Consider the following 16,998-nt stretch of genomic DNA (forward strand, 5'->3'; position numbering starts at 1 on the left):
GGCCCTCTGGCGACCACTGAGCCCCGCGTTCCGACCGTTCGCGTCCGTGTCGTTCCCGGCGTGCGGCCGCCCTTCGTATGGTCGTGCCCACGGCAACGGGAGGGCATGGGCATGCGCAAGGGCACTCGAACAACACTCTGGATCGCTGCGGGGACGGTAGCGGTGCTCGTGGCCGGAGTGGGCACGCTTGCCGTCCTCAACCGACCACTGTCCCGCGCCGAGGTCGACGAGGCGATCCAGCGGCGCCTGCAGGACGTCGTGGCCGAGCACGAGTCCGTTTCGAGCGCGCTGTTCGCGACCTACTCGGGGCGGACGGGTCGGTTGCATCGCTATGCCGCCGGCACGGTGTCGGCCGGGTCTGACGAGCCGGTGCACGTGGACAGCCGGTTCCACTCGGCGAGCGTCGGGAAGACCATGCTCGCCGCGGTCTACGGTCAGCTCGTCGACGAAGGGCGTGTCACCTTCGACGACCCCGTGAGCAGGTGGCTCGACGCGCCGGTGCTCGACGGACTCTTCGTCGCCGGTCGAAGCCCGGACGTGACCCTCGGCCGGCTTCTCAGCCACACGTCCGGCGCAGCCGACTACTTCGAAGGGCCCGTGGTCTCGGGTTCGCCGATGATCGAGCTCATCACCTCGACCCCGGACCGGCTCTTCACCCCGGCGGACCTGCTCGCCTTCTCCCGCGACCACCAAAAGCCCACCGCCGCGCCGGGCACGGCCTTCGCCTGCTCCGACACCGGCTACGTGCTGCTCGGCCTCGCACTCGAGGCGATCGAGGGACGATCGTACGCAGACATCCTCGAACGCCGGGTGTTCGAGCCGCTGGGCATGCACGACAGCGATCTGCTGACCGAGTACGGGGCGGACGCCGACATCCTGGCGGTGACCGCACGCGGCGTGGACCTGAGCACCGGCAACGCGATGTCGGTCGACTGGGCCGGCGGGGGCGTCGTGACGACGACGGCCGATCTGGTCACGTTCATGCGTGCGTTCACGTCGGCCGGGCTGGTCTCCTCGGACACGCTCGCGCGGCTGACCGCCTTCGAGCACGAATTCGAGCCGGGCATCCGGTACGGCATGGGGGTCATGCGGTTCCGCTTCAGCGAGCTGTCGCCACTGCTGTTCACCATGTCGGACGCGTACGGCGGGGTCGGCGCGACGGGCACGTACGCTCTCTACGATCCGGCCGGTGACACGTTCTTCGTCGCCAACTACGGATCGCTGGAGTTCGGCGAGAAGGCGATCGAGGAACTTGTCGATCTCCGGCTGATCATCGATCGTCTCGCGGACTGACCCGGAGGTCTGACGCGATGGTGCAGCTGGTGTGTTCGCCGGACCTGCGTGCGCGGCTGGAACGCGAGCTCGCGGCGCACGACGTCGAGCTGGGCACCGGGAACCGATGGGTGCTCGTCGAGCGCGGGTACGAGGTGCCGGTGGGATGCCCGGCGATCGTGTTCGACGCACTCGACTTCATGGACGTGGTCCGCCTGCTGGTCGCGGGTGTGCGTGAACAGCACGGCGCCGTCCGCTCCGTGGTCGGCCAGCGGGGCAGCGCTTTCGTCGTGCTCACGGCACGCGAGGTGGTGTATCTCGAGGCGGCCGCCGAGGGGATCGTCGCCCGTACCGCGTCCGGCCGGGACCGTGTGCGGGGCACCCTGCAGCACTACGAGGTGAGCTGGGCAGGGCTCGGATTCGTACGGATCAACCGGTCGCAGCTGGTCAACCTGGCGCATGTGCGGGAGATCGTGCCGTGGTTCAACTCGCGCTACGTGCTGCGCCTCGCCGGCGGCGAGGAACTCGAAGTCTCCAAGACGTACGCGAAGCGCCTGCGTAGCGCGCTGAAGATATGAGGCGGCGATCGTGACGGACACGACAGCGATACTGAAGTCTTTCGCCCTCGGATCGGCGGTCGGCGTCGCGTTGCAGGTGTCGGCTGCGGCGAACGTCCACTTCTCCGACCGCGCTCTGACTGTCCTGGCCTGTGGTGCCGTGGGCCTGGTGATCGGCGCGGTGACGGAGTGGCTGACGTCCCTGCTGCCGATCCGCATCGCGCGTACGGCGGTGTACTTCCTCATCAACAACCTGATCGCGGTCGTCGTCTCGGCTGTCGTGACGGCGGTTCTTGTCGCATCGGCCTCGGCGAATGTCCTTGACCGCAGCGGGTTGATGTCGGTCCTACTGGTCATCGCGATCATTTGCGTGGCGAATCTGGGCGACTTCCTGCTGTATCGCCGCGCTCAGCGTCGCCTGCACGCGGTGCAGGCGACGCTGGCCGTCGCGACGGCCGGCGACCCGGAGCAGAACGGAGGCCTTCCTGGTGGATGACGGCCCGATCCACCGAGGGAGCGGTCGATTCCACCCGCCAGGTGACCGTCTCGATGCGACCCTGCCGGGTGTGTTCGGCGTGACGGGAGTTGAGGCGGCGGAGCCGCTGCCGTAGGAGCCGCCGCCACCACCACCTGCACCCCAGGCCTCCACCAGCACCGTCGAGCCCTGCGGGACACCGGCCGTGGAGGTACCCGGCGTGCCGACCTCTTGCACAGTCGTCGCGACGTCCCGTTCCTGCTGTCCCTCGCCGTCTGGGCAGGCACCCCGCCCCTGTCGGAGCTCAAGAACGTTTCACCGCGCTGTCCTCCCTCTCAGCAGGCACCGCATCCACCCCCGCCGACCCGCATGTTTTCCCCTTTTGCCACTTGTGCTGGGGTGCCATTGAGAATCGTGCCAGGAGCCGCGAACCCCGATGATCTGTGCGGAGCGAGTGGAGAAGCAGCGGATCGGCGGGGGTGCGCGTTCATAGGTCATGGACGGTGAAATTTTGAGGCTGGAGGTGCCGGCTCCTTCAGCCTCCTACCCCGGCGCCGAGTTGGTCGCCTTCTACCGCGACCACCGGCTCAGCCTGGTCCGGCTCGCGGTGCTGCTCGTCGGAGATCCGGAGACGGCCGAGGACGTGGTGCAGGACGTGTTCGCCCGGCTGCACGGCACGTGGCGGCCGGGAGTCACGACGCTCGCCTATGTCAGGACCTGCGTACTCAACGGCTCCCGGTCGATTCTGCGCCGCCGGGCGGTGGCGCTGCGGTGGAGAGAGCGGGTCACCGACCTGGTCGACTCGGCGGAGACCGCCGCGCTGATCGGCGAGTCGCGGCGGGAGGTGTTGCTCGCGCTGGCCCGGCTGCCGCGCCGCCAGCGAGAGGCCCTGGTCTTGCGCTACTACCTCGACCTGCCCGACGCCGAGATCGCCGAGATCATGCGCGTCAGGCAGAGCACTGTCAGGTCCACGACCGCCCGCGCCCTGGCCAGGCTCCTTCGCGAACTGGGAGACAACGCATGAACAGCATCGAAGACCGGCTCCGTGACGCCATGACGGCCCGTGCGGACATCGTGGAAGATGATTACCGCCCCCTGCCCGCGCCGCAGTCCCGCCGCGCCTCCAGGAGCAGCCCGGTCAAGATCGCCGCCGTCGCCCTGGCCGTCGCCGTGACGACCTTCGGAGTGATACGGCTCCTCGCCCCCTCCGGGCCGCGGGGAGAGAGCACCGTCGCCATGTCCATGAGCGACATGGCGCCATCCGGGACACCCGAGGTCGCGGTCTTCCTCTGCAGGGACGACGATCCCTTTCCCGGCTGCGAGGGCGGCGCGATCACCAGGACCGAACGGGAAGACCTCCGGCGTGCGCTGGAGGCCCGGCCCGAAACAGAGAGCGTTGCCTTTCAGGACCGTCGGCAGGCTTGGGAGAACTTCCGGCGGACGAACAAGGACGACCACCGGCTCCTGCAGGCGATAGGCCCCGAAGACATGCCCGAGTCCTTTCGCGCCCGGATCAGGGCGGGCGCGGACTTCTCAGCCGTGGCCCGGGCCGCGAGCGAACTACCCGGCGTGTCCAACAGCGTCGACCAGGCCTGCCTCCTCGACGGGATGTCCCCGTGGGGGGTGGTCAAGCGTTTCCTGGGGGTGGGCGAGCGCGAGCGGTGCTCCTTCCCGGGCAAGGGGCGGTGATCCGCACCGGCTGCGGAACGGGTTTCTGCGTGGCCGGCCGGGTGGGACGCGCCTGAGGATCCCGCCATGAGGGACCACTGATCGCGGTTTCATAACGGACTGCGCACACGAGCGACCGCTCGTCAACGATCTGGTTCGTCGAGAACCCGATCACCGACGAGCGGCCGTGGGGTCGATCGTGCCGCCTTCGCCGGCGGGCGACGATGCCTGCTGCCTCTGCCGGCGTACGTCCTCGGCCCGGGCGGTGCCGCCCGGGCGATACGGACCTGCCCGACCGTGTGGCCCGGCGCCGCGGGTGGCCGGGTCAGTCGCGTGCGGAGCCGCCCCCGGCCGACGTGTTCAGCTGCGCGCTCGTGCGGCCGGTGAGCTCCTCGAGGGAGACGCCCTGCCGTGACCCGTCCTGGAGGATCACCGTGACGCTCCTGACGCCGCCGCGGGGCGAGGCGTTCTCGCGCTCCTCCGTCGTCGGCGCGTCCGGCCACCAGGCCGTGAAGTAGCCGCCGGTGACGGTCGCGGTCACGCTGCCTTTCGCCTCCGTGGAGAGCTCCAGGCCCGCCACGCCGGCACCCACCCTGCCGGTCACGATGCGCACGCTCTGCTCACTCGTGCTCATGACCGCGCCGAGGACGGCCCGCGCCGACCCCGCGGGAACCGGCGGGAGCGGTCGTGCGCCGGGTCCCGGCGTGCTGCCCTGCGATCCGACGAGGTCGCCGTCGCGGAGCAGGCAGGTGATCTCGGCCAGGTGGTCGCTGCCGTCGTTGACGTAGACGAGCGTCCAGGGCCCCCGGCCCTCGGTCACCACGGGCCGGAAGCCGAATTCGCGCCCGGTCGTGTTCTTGGCGGTGTCCCGGGCGCTGTCGAGGCACGTCTGCTGGGCGTCGGTGGCCCGGTCACCGCTCACCGCGTGCGGCGTCGCCGTCCACGCCGCCATCGCCGAGCCCCCGCCGAACACGCCGGGCAGCAGCAACGCCGCCGCGATGCCGGCGGCCACTCCTGCGCCGACAGCGGTCAGACGCCCGGGGGTGAGCAGGCGAGGGCCGCTGGTCGCCGGGGCGGGCGCCTTCGCCGGGTCGGTGGCCACCACCCGGGCCAGCAGGGCCCGGGCCCTGGGGTCGGCGCCGACCTCCAGGCCGGAGGGGGTGACGGCCGGGTCGAGGTCGCGCAGGGCCTGGTCGAGGGCGTCGTTCATCGCGCGCTCCGGGAGTTCGTGGTGGCGGTCGCCACGGGCTGGGTCGTGGTGGCGGGGGCCGCGTCGGCGTGCAGGCGCAGGGCGCGCCGGGCCCGGGTGAGCCTGAGCCGGAACGCGACGGGGGAAATGCCGAGCACCCGCGCGGCCTGCGGAGCCGTGAGGCCGTCCCACACGGCCAAGGCGAGCGTCTCCTGGTGGCGCGGGCTGAGCCGCCGCCACGCCTGGACGAGGTCGAGCCGGCGTGCCACCGATTCGGGGTCCAGCCCGGCCGCCGCGGCGCCGGTCAGCCGGTCGTCGGCGATGCGGATGGTGAGCGCCTGCCGCCGCTGGTCGGCCCGCAGTCCGTTGCGCAGGGTGCGGTGCGCCACGCCGAACAGCCAGGCCCGCGCCTCGTCCGCCGCCGGCGGCACGTCGTCCAGGCGCCGCCAGGCGACGAGGAACACGTCGGCGACCACGTCCTCGGCGTGGGAGGGGGGGACGCGACGCTCGACGAACCGCAGCAACGCGGCGTACGTCTGCTCGTAGAGCTGGGCGAAGCGCTGGGTGCGCGGCGGCCCGGTATCGGTGACGTTCATGCTCAGGTCATGTCCGGCAGGCCCGCAGGTGTATCGCGAACCGTCCGTCCTGTTCGTGTGGGGTTCCAGGGAGCGGTCGCAGTGGCGATGTTCCCGTGGTCCGTACCGATCCCCTGCGACAGCGCTGAGCCACGGCGGCGCGGACGGCCGGGTGAACCGCGCCGGGGTACATCAAAGCCTCCATCGATCCCGGCGCGGTTCAGATGTGACCGGCTCGTCCCAGACGATCTCGTAGCGCTGCGCCGGACCGATGGTCTTCGCGGAGCCATGACCGTCCTCATCATGATCGGCATCACCAGGGGCATCGCGGCCCTTCCGCCGCCGGGATGGGTGCGGTAGAGGTAGTAGCCGCGTTTGCCGAAGACGTAGACCATGGTGCCGGGATCTTCGGGCACGTCGAGGTCGGCGATGGCTTCGAAACCGAGCAGGCCGGTGGGGCGGGGGCCGGGCGCGGCCGGATCGATCAGCGTCCGGACGGTGGAGCGGATGCCGTCGGCTCCGATGAGGATGTCGGCGTCGGCCGCGGTGCCGTCGGCGAAGTGCGCGCTGACGCCGGAGGCGGACTCGCTCACGTTCACCGGGCGCTTGCCGTACTCGATGCGCACGCCGCAGGCGGCTGCGCGCTCGTGCAGCACCCGGTGCAGGTCGAAGCGCCACACCAGCTGCAGCGGCGGCAGGTCAGACAGGACGGGCATCGATCCGAGCCGCTTGCGGTCCACGGCCATGACCGCGCCCGGCATCGGCCGGGCGATGGCGCGTACCGCGCTTTCGGCGTCGATGGCGCGCAGTGCCGACAGCCCGTTCGGTGCGATGGCCAGCGAGCCGCCGACGCCGTCGGCGGTGCTGGGGTGGGCCTCGTAGACGGTGGCGGTGATGCCGGCTTTGCGCAGTGCCATCCCGGCCGCGGGTCCGGCGATGCCACCGCCGATGACCAGTGCTGTCCTTGCTCTGGTCATGTCGGTCCTTCCATGAACTGCCGCCAGGTCCGCTCGTAGTCCGGGTCGGCGAGGGAGGTGATCAGGGTGGTGACGAAACGGTGTTCGGCCTCCAGGACGGCGAGCCGGTACTCCTCCTCGGCAAGGAACACCCACAAGACGCCGTCGTCGGCGGCTCTGCCCAGCAGGGCCCGCACCTCTTGGGCCTGCGCGGCCAGGGCCGCAAGGCGCTGGGTGAGCAGCTCGGCCGCCTCGGCCGGGGACAGAACGGCCAGCAGGGACAGGGCGACCCCGAAGTGCGGGTACTCCTCGCGTGGCCGGGCGACCAGTTCGCGCATCCAGTCGTACAGCTCGGTGCGGCCGTCCCCGGTGATGGCGTAGATGGTGCGCTCCGGGCGCTGGGTGTCGCGCACGGTCTGCTGTTCGGCGACGAACCCGGCGGGATTCACCGTGACGGCGGCGTCTCCGGTTCCCCCTCGTGGCCGAGGGCGGCGACCTCACGTACGGTCTCGGCGATGGCGCGATAGTCCTTACGCAGGATCGAACCGTGGTTGCTGGCGACTTTCGCGCTGATGTGGATGTTCGGATTGCGGGCGGTCACCGCGGGGAGGCCGGCGCGTATCCGTTCGTGCCCGCCCTGACTTCCGAAGGACTCCCCGGAGGCGACCACGTAGCGCGCCGGGACGGTGATGCTGTCCAGCACGGGGCCCAGGTCACGCTCGCGGGCGATCTTGCCGACCTCGATGTTGCTGTCCGCCAGCTGGTCGCCGGTCATCCGCGGAGCCATGCCGAACGGGCGCAGCAGCTGCATGGGCCACCAGATCCGCTTCCATATCCTGCGCATCCCCGGTTCCATGGACTCGTCGAACCAGTCGTAGGGCTGCGCGCCCTCCACCAGGACCGCACCCACGGTACGGGCCGGATTCCGGCTGGCCCAGTGCGCCGCGACAAACGCTCCATAGGACCAGCCCACCACCACCGCCCGGGCCACACCCCGGGCTGCGAGAACGGCATCGACATCTCGGATGTTCGTCTCGAACGAGTAATCCGCCGAACGCTTCGACCTACCACGCCCCCGCATGTCGTAGGTGATATGCCGCCACTGCGTCCCCAGCTCGGCAAGGACCCGCCGCCATTGCCGCTGAACGGCGGCGTGGCCGTTGAGGTAGATCACGGGGACACCGTCGGTGTCGGTGTCGGTGACGGCCAGGGCCGTGTCGTCCACCGGGACCATGCCGGTCCAGGGGGATCGCTTGATGGTCATGAGCTTCCTTTCTCAGAGGTGGATCGGGAACGGTGGCCGGTGCCGGTGGCCGGGTCCCGGACGGCGCGCTCGTCGTATCCAGGTGGTCGCCGGCTGGTCACGGGCCGTCATCCTGCTGTCCCGGGACGACGCCGGCCCTGTACCGCGCTCCATCAGCCTGGTCCTGCACCTCGCCGACCGCCGGCGTGAGCAGTGGACGGCCAGGTGTGAAACGACGTCCGCAGGTCAGTCGGGGGGCTCCGCCAGCCGCTCCATCCGGTGCCAACCGGCCCAGCCGCGCTCGCGCATCAGGTCCAGCAGCCGCTCCACCCGCGGGTCGGACTCGACGGCAAGCGCGTCCAGAAGGGCAACCGGCAGGTCGTCGTGCGCGACCTCGCCGGGGTCGATCTCACCGCAGGTGTATGCCTGCTCGGCCAGGCCGGCCATGATGTCGGCGGCTTCTGCCAGACGCGGGTCGTCGTCGCCCGCGTCGTCGTCTTCGATGATCTCCGACAGGATCCGGTAGAGCCGAACGAGGTGCGGGTCATCGAGCTGCGCGAATTTCGCGGCCATGACCGCGGGGATGTCCTCGGGCCAGGAGGCGGCAACGACCAGGATCCACCCGTCCCGCTCCGCCTCCACCATCCGCTCCCCCACCCCGATCTCCCGAAGCAGATCGAGGTAGGAGACCACCTCCGGCGGGAGCGCCAGGCTGTCCCCGGCGGCGAGCTGCGCGATCTGCTTGCGGCTGGTCTCAAGCCGTTCGATCTCGTCGTGCAGGCGACCGTCGATCCGCTGGACCGCTTCGGCAAAGGCCGACGCGTCGGCGTGGAGCATCTGACCGATCTGGGACAGCGGCACGCCGGCGTCGGCGAGGGTCCGGATCTTGATGAGCGACACGACCGCCTTTGCGCTGTAGCGCCGATAACCCGAGGCGTCCCGGTCCGCTTCGGGCAGGAGCCCGATCTGGTGATAGTGCCGCACCGCCCGCACCGTGACGCCGGCGTACGCCGCCAATTGACCGATGGTCAGCATGCTCTGATCCCGCTCTCAACTTCGCCTGGACCCGGCCGGCGCCGGCTCGGGAGATCCTGCGACGGCAGGAAAGGGTGGCGAACAGGTGGGCGACGACGACCCACCCCATCGGCAGAGGTACGCCCCCTCCACACGGCGGGGCCGTACACCTGCCGTCAAGGGATCATGTCTGGCCACGTAGCTCCGGAGATTCCCGGCCGTTTTCCGCCGGAACGTATCTGCGGTCTCCTGGACCTGATCGGTTGTTGCCGGGATGCTCATGACAGCCAGCATGCAGGGTTGACGCAGCGTCAGGGTCAAGTCCCCCGGCGGATTCGTGTGTCCGGCGGCGACAACGGGCGGACACGAACCGGCGCGGACATCGTGCTGGTCTCCGAATCGCCCGGGCACGCCTCGCCGAACTCGATCCGGATCCACACCCTGCCCACCGCTGCCCACCGCTGCCCACCGCTGCCCACCGCTGCCCACCGCTGCGGCCGGGCCCGCGCCGTCGAGCTGCCGCGTACGGACCACCGACCGGCGTCGGCAAGATCGAAAATGGCGGGCCGGGTCGGCCACCCGAGCACCGGGCCGGTTCCGACCACACCATCACCTGCATCGCCATCGCCCGCCTCGCCCCCGCGGGCTGACCCGGCAGTCCGGCCTGCCGGGATGATCCGTACGGTTGCGATCAGCCCCGCCGGCGACGCAGGTCGATCAGGCACGCCTGTGCCGTGGGTGCGAACTCCGGGTGCCGTGTCGCGATGACCCGCTCGAACGCCGCCTCGGCGTCGGCGACGCGACCCGCGCTGAACCAGAGGGCGCCGAGCTGGGTCAGTGCTCCCGGGGACTCGTCGGGATGACCTGAGTCCACCGCGCGCTGCAACGCGACCATCGCCTCTTCGGTACGCCCCTGGCTGACCAGCAGGCCCCCCAGATTGAAAGCCCCCTTCGGCGCGGCCTGCTCGTGCCCCGACTCCATGGCCAGGGTCATGAGGTTGCGCGCCTGCTCGATGTCACCCGCGTAGAACAGGATGAGCCCCAGGTTCAGCGCGGCCATCGCCGCCGCGTCGGGATTGGGAGAGTCCACGGCCATCCGGTACGCGTTCCGGGCGCCGCGCACGTCACCGCGCAGTTCCAGCATCACGCCCAGGTTGAAGGCCGCCGTCCCGGCGGGCGACGGGCTGCCCGTGGTCGCGATCCGGCGCAGCGTCTCCTCCGCCGCGGCGACGTCACCCTTCTCATAGTTGATCTTCGCCATCGCGATCGCGAGGTCCTCGGCCTGGGAGGCGCTCACCCGCACGGTGGGGATGCCCCGTTCCCGTGCCGCCGCCAGCAGGGGGTCGGCGGAAGAACCGGACTCGGCCGGACGTCGCCGCCAGCGTTCGGGCCACCACCGCATTCCCTGTCACCCTTTCAGCCAAGGGCTTTGCCTCATCCTTCATTCACTCTCCTCGCCGGTCAACCGGCAAGTACGTCACCAACGGCGAGTTCATCGCCGCCGCGCTCATCGCCGGTCGCACCTTCACGTACGTTCAGCCGAACGTGTTGTTCGACATGGGCGCCCGGGACGTGCAACGACTGCGCCAGGTCCTGTTTCGTGGATCATCTGAGCCGGAGCAGCAGACAGGCGATGGTCACGGCCGATCGATGGTGGGCGGCGAGTTTGTCGTAGCGGGTGGCGATGCCTTTGAAGTGTTTGAGCCGGTTGAAGCAGCGTCCGACGACGTTGCGCCGCTTGTAGCGGATCGGGGCGAAAGTGTGACGGCGGTGTCCGCGGCGGGCTCGTGCGGCCGGTTGGCCGGCGCGCCCGGGAATGGTCGCGCCGATTCCGCGTCGGCGAAGGCAGGTGCGGACGGTGCGGGAGCTGCAGCCCTTGCCGACGATCACATGTGCGTATCCGGTCGGGTCGCTGTGACATCGCCGGCGCCTGCCCAATCCCCAGGCCGAGCACCACGCAGGCCCCGCCCCCGCGGGTATCACCGGTCCTCGCCAACGATTCCCGGGCGACCGCGACACCGCTCCCCTTCGGTGACGAGCCGCCCTTCCAGGCCGGGCGGGTGGCCGCTTCGTGAGCCTGTCCCTGCTCCGGCCAGGCGACGACCTCCGAAGCCGTTACCCGGCCGACGGCGGAGAGGTCTGTGCGTTCCGCGCCAGCCGGGCGGCCCGGCCGTGGAGGTAGCGCTGCTGCGGGATGCCGGTGCTCCGCCGGGCGGCCTCGGCGTACGCGGTCCGGGCGGCCTCGACGTCCCCGGCCATCTCCAGCAGGTGGGCCGACACGGCGTGAAACCGCGGGTGGTCGGCGATCCGCCGGTCGGCGGCGACCTCGGTCAGCCGTGCCCTGGCCACGTCGGCGCCGTCGGCCATGGCCATGGCCATGGCGACGACATGGTTCAGCGCGACCACCGGATTGTCCGACACCCGCAGCAGCGCCTCGTACAGCGCCCGGATCTGGGGCCAGTCGGTGGCCTCGGCCGTCGGGGCCTCGTCGTGCAGGGCCGCGATGGCGGCCTGGATCTGGTACGGCCCGGGGTTGTGGTGGGCCACGGCGGCGGTGAGCAGGGCGACGCCCTCGCGGATGTACGCGGCGTTCCACCGGCCGCGGTCCTGTTCGTGCATCGGCACCAGGTCGCCGTGCTCGTCGGTACGGGCCGGCCGGCGCGCGTCGGTCAGCAGCATCAGCGCCAGCAGGCCCGTGACCTCGTCGTCGTCCGGCAGGCTCCGGTGCACCGTCCGGGTCAGCCGGATGGCCTCCGCGGTCAGGTCGCCGCGCTGCAGGTTCTCCCCGGCGGTGGTCGCGTAGCCCTCGTTGAAGATCAGGTAGAGCACCTGCAGGACGACCCCCAGGCGCTGGGCGTAGGCGTCGCCACCGGGCATCGAGAAGCGCGCGCCGCTGTCCCGGACGGCCTTCTTCGCCCGGGTGATCCGGCGGGTCATCGTCGCCTCGGACACCAGGAAGGCCCGGGCGATCTCGGCGGTGGTCAGCCCGCCGACCGCTCGGAGGGTGAGGGCGATCTGGGCCGCCGGGTCCAGCGCGGGGTGGCAGCACAGGAAGAGCAGGACCAGGCTGTCGTCCTTGTCCGCCGGGACGGCCCCGTCGGCCGCGGACGTCTCCAGGGGGTAGGTCCACGCGGCCGCGGTCTCCTCCCGCCGCCGCCGGGCCAATTCGGCCCGTAGCAGGTCGGTCATCCGGCGCGAGGCGACCGTGGTCAGCCAGGCGCGCGGGTTGTCCGGTACGCCGGAGCGGCTCCACTCCGCGGCGGCCTGCACCAGCGCCTCCTGGGTGGCGTCCTCGGCCACCGCGAACTGCCCGTACCTCCGGACGAGCGTGCCGAGGACCTGCGGCGCCAGCCGGCGCCACAGGTCCTCGGTCACTTCGGTGCCGGTCATCGCCTCAGACGTCGTCGGCGACGTACTCGTCGATCGGGCGGACGTCGGCGAACGCCGCGGCCCGGACGTGCTCCGGTACCGGGCAGTTGGCGAACTCGGCCGCGATCTCGGTGGCCCGGTCGAAGCTGTCGCACTGAACGATCCAGTAGCCGGCCAGCACCTCCTGGGTCTCGGCGTACGGGCCGTCGGTGACGATCGGCGTACCGGCGGAGCCGTTCTGCACCCGGCGGGTGTGCACCGGCGCGGCCAGGGCCCGGGTCTCCACCAGTTCGCCGGACTCGGTGAGCCGCCGGTTGAGTTCGCCCATGAAGGCGCCCATGGCGGCGAAGTCCTCCGGGGTCCACGCGGGGAGGTCCGTGTCCTGGCCGGCCATGCCGTCGTAGTCCTGCTGCGAACCGTAGGTCAAGATCATGTACTTCACCGTCCGTGGTCCTCTCGTGTCGTCGCGGTGGTCAGCGGGTCGGGGTGGGGCGGCCGAGCCGCCGGGCCGCCAGCCCGACGAAGCCGAGCTGGAGCACCGACGCCACGACGATGCGGATCGGGAACGAGTCGAGATGGGGGAAAGCCACCAGGGCGATGACGATCGGCACCGCCGCCACGCAGGCCCGGGCCCAGCCCCGGTCGGCCCGGCGGGCGAACCGCGTGCGCAGCACGAAGCATAGGGCGATCCAGGCCGTGACCACCACCAGGTGGCCGGCCTCGTGCAGGACGCCGTGCCAGCTCAGCACCGGCGCCCCCTGCGGCGCCCCGGCCGGGAAGCCGGCTCCGGGGTCGGTCGTGAACACACCGGCCGCGATCAGGCCCGCGCCGATCACGGCGGTCAGCCGGGGGATCCAGCGGGCACCCGGGCCGTCGTCCATGGTGCGGTGAAGACCCGCGGCGCAGCCGATCATCAGGGCGCCGGTGACGCAGAAGCCGGCGATCTGGACCCAGCCGCCCTCGCCCAGGGCGAGCAGGCTCACAGGATGGCGGGTGAAGTCGTAGCCGTCCCTGACCAGGCCCTGAACCAGCCAGGTCAGGCCGAACACGGGCCCGGCGAGGAGGCCGGCGGTCAGCAGCCGGTCGGTTCGGGTGCCGTCCGCGGTGGACGGAGTGGTGAAAGTGGTCATGCCTCGACTCCTCGGACGATGGACGCCGGGTGCGTCCGGTCATGGAGTAGTCGAGGCCGGATCCGGGAATCGGACAGCCACGTCGTCAAAACCGGAGATCCAGGCCGGAATCGCCGAACCGGTCCTGGAGGAACCTGCCATGGTCGCGCAGGGCCTGCTCGTCGCCCCGGTGGACCGACTCGGCCACCTTGCGCATCTGGGTGTCCAGCAGGTCGAGCTGGGCGAGCAGTTCCTCGTGCGCGCTGTGCTCCCGCTCGCCGCGCCGCGTGAGCGCGTAGGAGCGGGGCAGGTTCGCGTACGCCTCCAGGCTGGAGGGCAGGTAGTCCCTGATCGTCTGCGACACGACGTGCAGGTGGTCGGGTGAGGCGGTGAGCGTGTCCGCCCGCCGCAGGATGTCGCGCACCACGTCGGCGAGCGCGCCGACCCTCGTCACCACGTCGGCGGGGAACCGGTTCCCGCCGACCTTGCCCAGCAGGGTGTCCAGGTCGGCGCTCAGCCGTCCGGACTCCACCTCCGCGTGCGAGATCGTGAGCCTCACCCGGTCCGCAGGGGCCAGCAGCGCCCCGACGCCGTACAGCCCGGCGACCACGACGGGCCAGTACGTCCCGGCGACGCCGAGGAAGACCAGGACCACCCCGGCGAGGGCCAGGACGCACCCGGCGATGTTCCTGGTCGACCCGGCGTAGGCGAGGATCCGCCCTTTCGGGCTACTGGTAGCCACGGATCTCCTTGAAGGCCGTGACCAGAGACCCTTGGCGGGCGTCGAAGGCCGCCCCGCCGGTGAGTTCGGCGATCCGCCTCATCTCCTCGGCGTCGCTGTCGCCGAAGAGCACGACGAACGTCCTGAACTTCACGGGCAGCGACGCGTAGTAGGCGGCGAAGTCGTCGTAGGAACTGCCGTCGGTGTTCTCGCCGTCCGTCATCAGCACGATGGAGGTGAAGTCCTTCGCAGACGCGGACGCGGACGACGCCTGCCCGTAGGCGGCCCGCAGGCTGTCGAAGATCGCGGTGCCGCCCTTGGCCTGCAGTCCCTCGCTGTAGGAGCGGATCCGCTGGAGCACCGGCCCTGGATCGCGTTCGGGCAGCGTGAAGGTCTGCGGGGTGCCGGGGGCGGTGTTGAACGGGATCATCGTGACCGTCTCGCGGTCACGGAAGCGCGAGAACGATCCGCTGACGGAGGTGTCGGCGCCGGACAGGGCGGTCAGCGCCTGTCTGAGCGCGGCGATCCGCCCCCCGGTCATCGAACCGGAGGTGTCCAGCACGAACAGGGTCCGTGACGGCCTGCGCACCTGGTTGAGGTAGACGCCGATCAGCTCGTCGGCCGCGCCGCGCCGGTTGGGGAAGGGCAGTTCCACCAGCGGCACGGTCCCGAAACGCGGGTCCGGCCCGACCTCGGGGACGATGGGCCTGCGATGGGTGGTGGTCATGATCTCCCGCTGGATCTCCGGCGTGCGCAGCCAGGCGGCGAGCTTTCCGTACAGTTCCTTCTTGCGCGGGGGCGCGGAGCTCAGAAGCGTCAGCGGATAGTCGGCCGTCACCACCCCGTCGCCCGGGTAGACCAGTGTGAGCTTCTCGGCGAGTTTCCCCGAGGCGTTGAGGCCGAGCAGCACGGACTCGTAGTTCACGAGCCCGTCCACCGCGCCCTCCTTGGCGTACGCGTCCGCGAGCCAGCCGGAGGAGCCGGAGGTGAGCGTCTGCGCCGAGAAGAACTCCTTCAGCCTGGGGGTCGCCGAGGTGATCTGGGCCTCCTCCAGTGCCTCGCCGGCGTCGGAGAGTGCCGCCGTCACGCCGACCAGCGCCGAGAATCCGGAGTTGGACGCCGCGGGACTGGTCATGCCGAAGGTGAACCTGCGGGCGCTCGCGGCCGAGGCGATGTCGTTCCAGGTGACGGTCCTGGCGTCCCAGCCGAGTTCGCGGGCCTTGGAGGCCTTCAGCCCGAGCACCACGGGCGAGACCATGACCTTGGTCTGGGTCGAGAGCCGCGCGGCCGCCCCGTCGATCAGTGACAGGTAGCGGTTGGAGGAGAACCACGTCGCGTCGTGGCGTCCGTCGGCGCCGCCGCTCGCCACCTGGTCGGCCCCGTCCAGCGTTCCGGCGTACGACAGCGCGACCCGCACGCCGACGGCGTCCTGGGCCCGTCTGAGCAGCGGTTCCAGGTCGCCGACCTCGCTTCCCGCCAGGACGCGGAGCACGTCGGGGCCGTCAGGAACGCCGCCGGTGACGCCGCCGGGGGTGGTGGGCGTGTCGGCGCCGCCGCACGCGGCCGACGCCACCAGCAGGGCCAGCACGGCGAGCGCCCGCCGGACAGGACGGGCGCCCGAGCCCGCGGCGGGCGCCCGCCCGGCCCGGGGCGCACCCGCTTTCGCGCCGGGCACCGGCCCGCTCATCGGGTGCTCCCCTGCTCGTCGCCCCGCTGTGAGCGCTCCAGGTACGTGCGCGCGTGGTCCAGCTCGACGGTGAGGCTGTCCACGGTGATCGCCATGTTCTCGACGGCCTTGGCCTTGAACGTGTCGATCATGTCCATGGTGGAGTAGATGTTGTCGAACGCCTTGCGCAGCGCGTCCATGCCGACCGTGGTCGACGCCGCCTGGGTCTGGATGTCGGCGGCCTGTGTGCGCAGCATCTCGCTGGTCGCCACGATCAGGTCGGAGGTGGTGCTGTTCAGCGCCGTTATCTGGTCGAGCACGAGTTTCTGGTCGGCGAGGGCCTGGGCCACGGTCACGGCCGTGCGCAATGCCGCGATCGTCGTCGTGGTGGCCCGGTCCACGCCTTTGATCAGTTCGAGGTTGTTCCTGCGGATCAGGTCCAGCGCGAGATATCCCTGGGCGGACACCGCGAGCTGGGTCAGCAGGTCCTGGTGTTTCTGCCGGATGCCGAACAACGCGTCCGAGCGCAGGGCGGTGGCCTTCTCCGGCTCGCCCGCCTCGACGTAGGTGATCTTCTCCTCCACCGCCGCGTCGAGGGCTGCGGCGAGCAGGGCGTATTCCTGCAGGCGCTTCATCGACTCCCACAGGTTGGTCTTCTCCCCCTCGATGGCCGCGTTGTCCTTGCGCAGCTCGTCCTGCCCGGACGTGAGGGCGCGGATGATGTCGTCGAGGTGTTTCTGTGCTGATCGGTACTTCGCGAAATAGTCGCGCAGCCTGTCGCCGAACGGGATGATCCCCAGCAGTCTCCTGGCCGGGCCGGACGTCTGCCTGGGGTCGAGGTCGACGATCGTGCGGCGCAGCGCGACCAGTTGCCCCGCCACGGCCGCCTGCGCGTCCTTGCCCTCGCCCCTCGCGGAGGCCAGCGCGGCCACCGGGCGCCTCAGCATGCGGTTCGCCACCTGGGAGGAGGCCCGGATCTCGGTGTCGCCCATGGAGGTGATGTCGTTCACCTTCCGGGTGAACTCCGGCGACCTCGGGTCCAGGCCGCTCAGCTCCTCGGCGAAGCCTTCGGCCTTGCGCGCCAGTTCCTCGGCCCGCCCTTCGGGGAGCGGCAGCATGGTGGCGGCCTTCTCCGCGGGCACCTTGGCCACGGGTTCCGGTGGGCTGAGCATGAGATCGCTCAC

The 16,998-nt window shown here is 70.9% G+C and carries 19 protein-coding genes; 5 read left to right on the forward strand and 14 right to left on the reverse strand.

Annotation, left to right across the window (positions count from 1 at the left end):
- The first annotated feature begins 60 nt into the window (after positions 1 to 60).
- From ABD832_RS22345 to ABD832_RS22365, 5 genes are all read left to right on the forward strand, one after another.
- Complete coding sequence (locus tag ABD832_RS22345; protein WP_344898524.1) at positions 61 to 1,293, forward strand: serine hydrolase domain-containing protein; 1,233 nt, start codon at positions 61 to 63, stop codon at positions 1,291 to 1,293.
- A 17-nt stretch (positions 1,294 to 1,310) separates the two neighbouring features.
- A complete protein-coding gene (locus ABD832_RS22350; protein WP_344898526.1) occupies positions 1,311 to 1,850 on the forward strand; it encodes a LytTR family DNA-binding domain-containing protein in 540 nt (179 codons plus the stop codon).
- A 10-nt stretch (positions 1,851 to 1,860) separates the two neighbouring features.
- Entirely contained in the window at positions 1,861 to 2,325 is a 465-nt protein-coding gene (locus ABD832_RS22355; protein ID WP_344898528.1) for a hypothetical protein, read from the forward strand.
- 475 nt (positions 2,326 to 2,800) lie between these two features.
- The gene (locus tag ABD832_RS22360; RefSeq protein WP_344898530.1) at positions 2,801 to 3,328 is read left to right on the forward strand and encodes a sigma-70 family RNA polymerase sigma factor; all 528 of its coding nucleotides are present in this window, start codon (positions 2,801 to 2,803) and stop codon (positions 3,326 to 3,328) included.
- On the forward strand, positions 3,325 to 3,993 hold the full coding sequence (locus tag ABD832_RS22365; protein ID WP_344898532.1) for a permease-like cell division protein FtsX: 669 nt from the start codon (positions 3,325 to 3,327) through the stop codon (positions 3,991 to 3,993). The genes ABD832_RS22360 and ABD832_RS22365 overlap by 4 nt, the downstream gene beginning before the upstream one ends.
- Positions 3,994 to 4,297: 304 nt before the next feature.
- On the opposite strand, the gene ABD832_RS22370 is transcribed toward ABD832_RS22365, so the two are convergent.
- The 14 genes from ABD832_RS22370 to ABD832_RS22435 form a co-directional block, all read right to left on the reverse strand.
- Positions 4,298 to 5,182 carry a hypothetical protein gene (locus tag ABD832_RS22370; RefSeq protein ID WP_344898534.1) on the reverse strand — a complete coding sequence of 295 codons (885 nt, stop codon included), beginning with the start codon at positions 5,180 to 5,182 and terminating at the stop codon, positions 4,298 to 4,300.
- Positions 5,179 to 5,757, reverse strand: a complete 579-nt coding sequence (locus ABD832_RS22375) for an RNA polymerase sigma factor (protein WP_344898536.1) — start codon at positions 5,755 to 5,757, stop codon at positions 5,179 to 5,181. Before ABD832_RS22375 ends, ABD832_RS22370 begins: the two co-directional genes overlap by 4 nt.
- Positions 5,758 to 5,759: 2 nt before the next feature.
- Positions 5,760 to 6,713 carry an FAD-dependent monooxygenase gene (locus ABD832_RS22380; RefSeq protein ID WP_344898538.1) on the reverse strand — a complete coding sequence of 318 codons (954 nt, stop codon included), beginning with the start codon at positions 6,711 to 6,713 and terminating at the stop codon, positions 5,760 to 5,762.
- Positions 6,710 to 7,141, reverse strand: a complete 432-nt coding sequence (locus ABD832_RS22385; RefSeq protein ID WP_344898540.1) for a PadR family transcriptional regulator — start codon at positions 7,139 to 7,141, stop codon at positions 6,710 to 6,712. Before ABD832_RS22385 ends, ABD832_RS22380 begins: the two co-directional genes overlap by 4 nt.
- Complete coding sequence (locus tag ABD832_RS22390) at positions 7,138 to 7,956, reverse strand: alpha/beta fold hydrolase (RefSeq protein WP_344898542.1); 819 nt, start codon at positions 7,954 to 7,956, stop codon at positions 7,138 to 7,140. The genes ABD832_RS22385 and ABD832_RS22390 overlap by 4 nt, the downstream gene beginning before the upstream one ends.
- Before the next feature lie 225 nt (positions 7,957 to 8,181).
- Complete coding sequence (locus ABD832_RS22395) at positions 8,182 to 8,970, reverse strand: MerR family transcriptional regulator (RefSeq protein WP_344898544.1); 789 nt, start codon at positions 8,968 to 8,970, stop codon at positions 8,182 to 8,184.
- Positions 8,971 to 9,640: 670 nt separating this feature from the next.
- Positions 9,641 to 10,351, reverse strand: coding sequence for a tetratricopeptide repeat protein (locus ABD832_RS22400; protein ID WP_344898546.1), 711 nt, complete (start codon positions 10,349 to 10,351; stop codon positions 9,641 to 9,643).
- 203 nt (positions 10,352 to 10,554) lie between these two features.
- Entirely contained in the window at positions 10,555 to 10,839 is a 285-nt protein-coding gene (locus tag ABD832_RS22405; protein ID WP_344898548.1) for a transposase, read from the reverse strand.
- A gap of 225 nt (positions 10,840 to 11,064) precedes the next feature.
- Positions 11,065 to 12,339: an RNA polymerase sigma factor gene (locus ABD832_RS22410; RefSeq protein WP_344898550.1), complete on the reverse strand. Its 1,275-nt coding sequence runs from the start codon at positions 12,337 to 12,339 to the stop codon at positions 11,065 to 11,067.
- Between the two features lie 4 nt (positions 12,340 to 12,343).
- Positions 12,344 to 12,751 carry a YciI family protein gene (locus ABD832_RS22415; RefSeq protein ID WP_344898552.1) on the reverse strand — a complete coding sequence of 136 codons (408 nt, stop codon included), beginning with the start codon at positions 12,749 to 12,751 and terminating at the stop codon, positions 12,344 to 12,346.
- Positions 12,752 to 12,791: 40 nt separating this feature from the next.
- Positions 12,792 to 13,448, reverse strand: coding sequence for a DUF998 domain-containing protein (locus ABD832_RS22420; protein ID WP_344898554.1), 657 nt, complete (start codon positions 13,446 to 13,448; stop codon positions 12,792 to 12,794).
- An 85-nt stretch (positions 13,449 to 13,533) separates the two neighbouring features.
- The gene (locus ABD832_RS22425) at positions 13,534 to 14,169 is read right to left on the reverse strand and encodes a hypothetical protein (protein ID WP_344898556.1); all 636 of its coding nucleotides are present in this window, start codon (positions 14,167 to 14,169) and stop codon (positions 13,534 to 13,536) included.
- On the reverse strand, positions 14,156 to 15,835 hold the full coding sequence (locus ABD832_RS22430; protein ID WP_344898558.1) for a VWA domain-containing protein: 1,680 nt from the start codon (positions 15,833 to 15,835) through the stop codon (positions 14,156 to 14,158). Before ABD832_RS22430 ends, ABD832_RS22425 begins: the two co-directional genes overlap by 14 nt.
- Positions 15,832 to 16,998, reverse strand: a complete 1,167-nt coding sequence (locus ABD832_RS22435; protein ID WP_344898560.1) for a toxic anion resistance protein — start codon at positions 16,996 to 16,998, stop codon at positions 15,832 to 15,834. The genes ABD832_RS22430 and ABD832_RS22435 overlap by 4 nt, the downstream gene beginning before the upstream one ends.

It is taken from the genome of Streptosporangium longisporum (genome assembly GCF_039534895.1).
Taxonomy (GTDB): domain Bacteria; phylum Actinomycetota; class Actinomycetes; order Streptosporangiales; family Streptosporangiaceae; genus Streptosporangium; species Streptosporangium longisporum.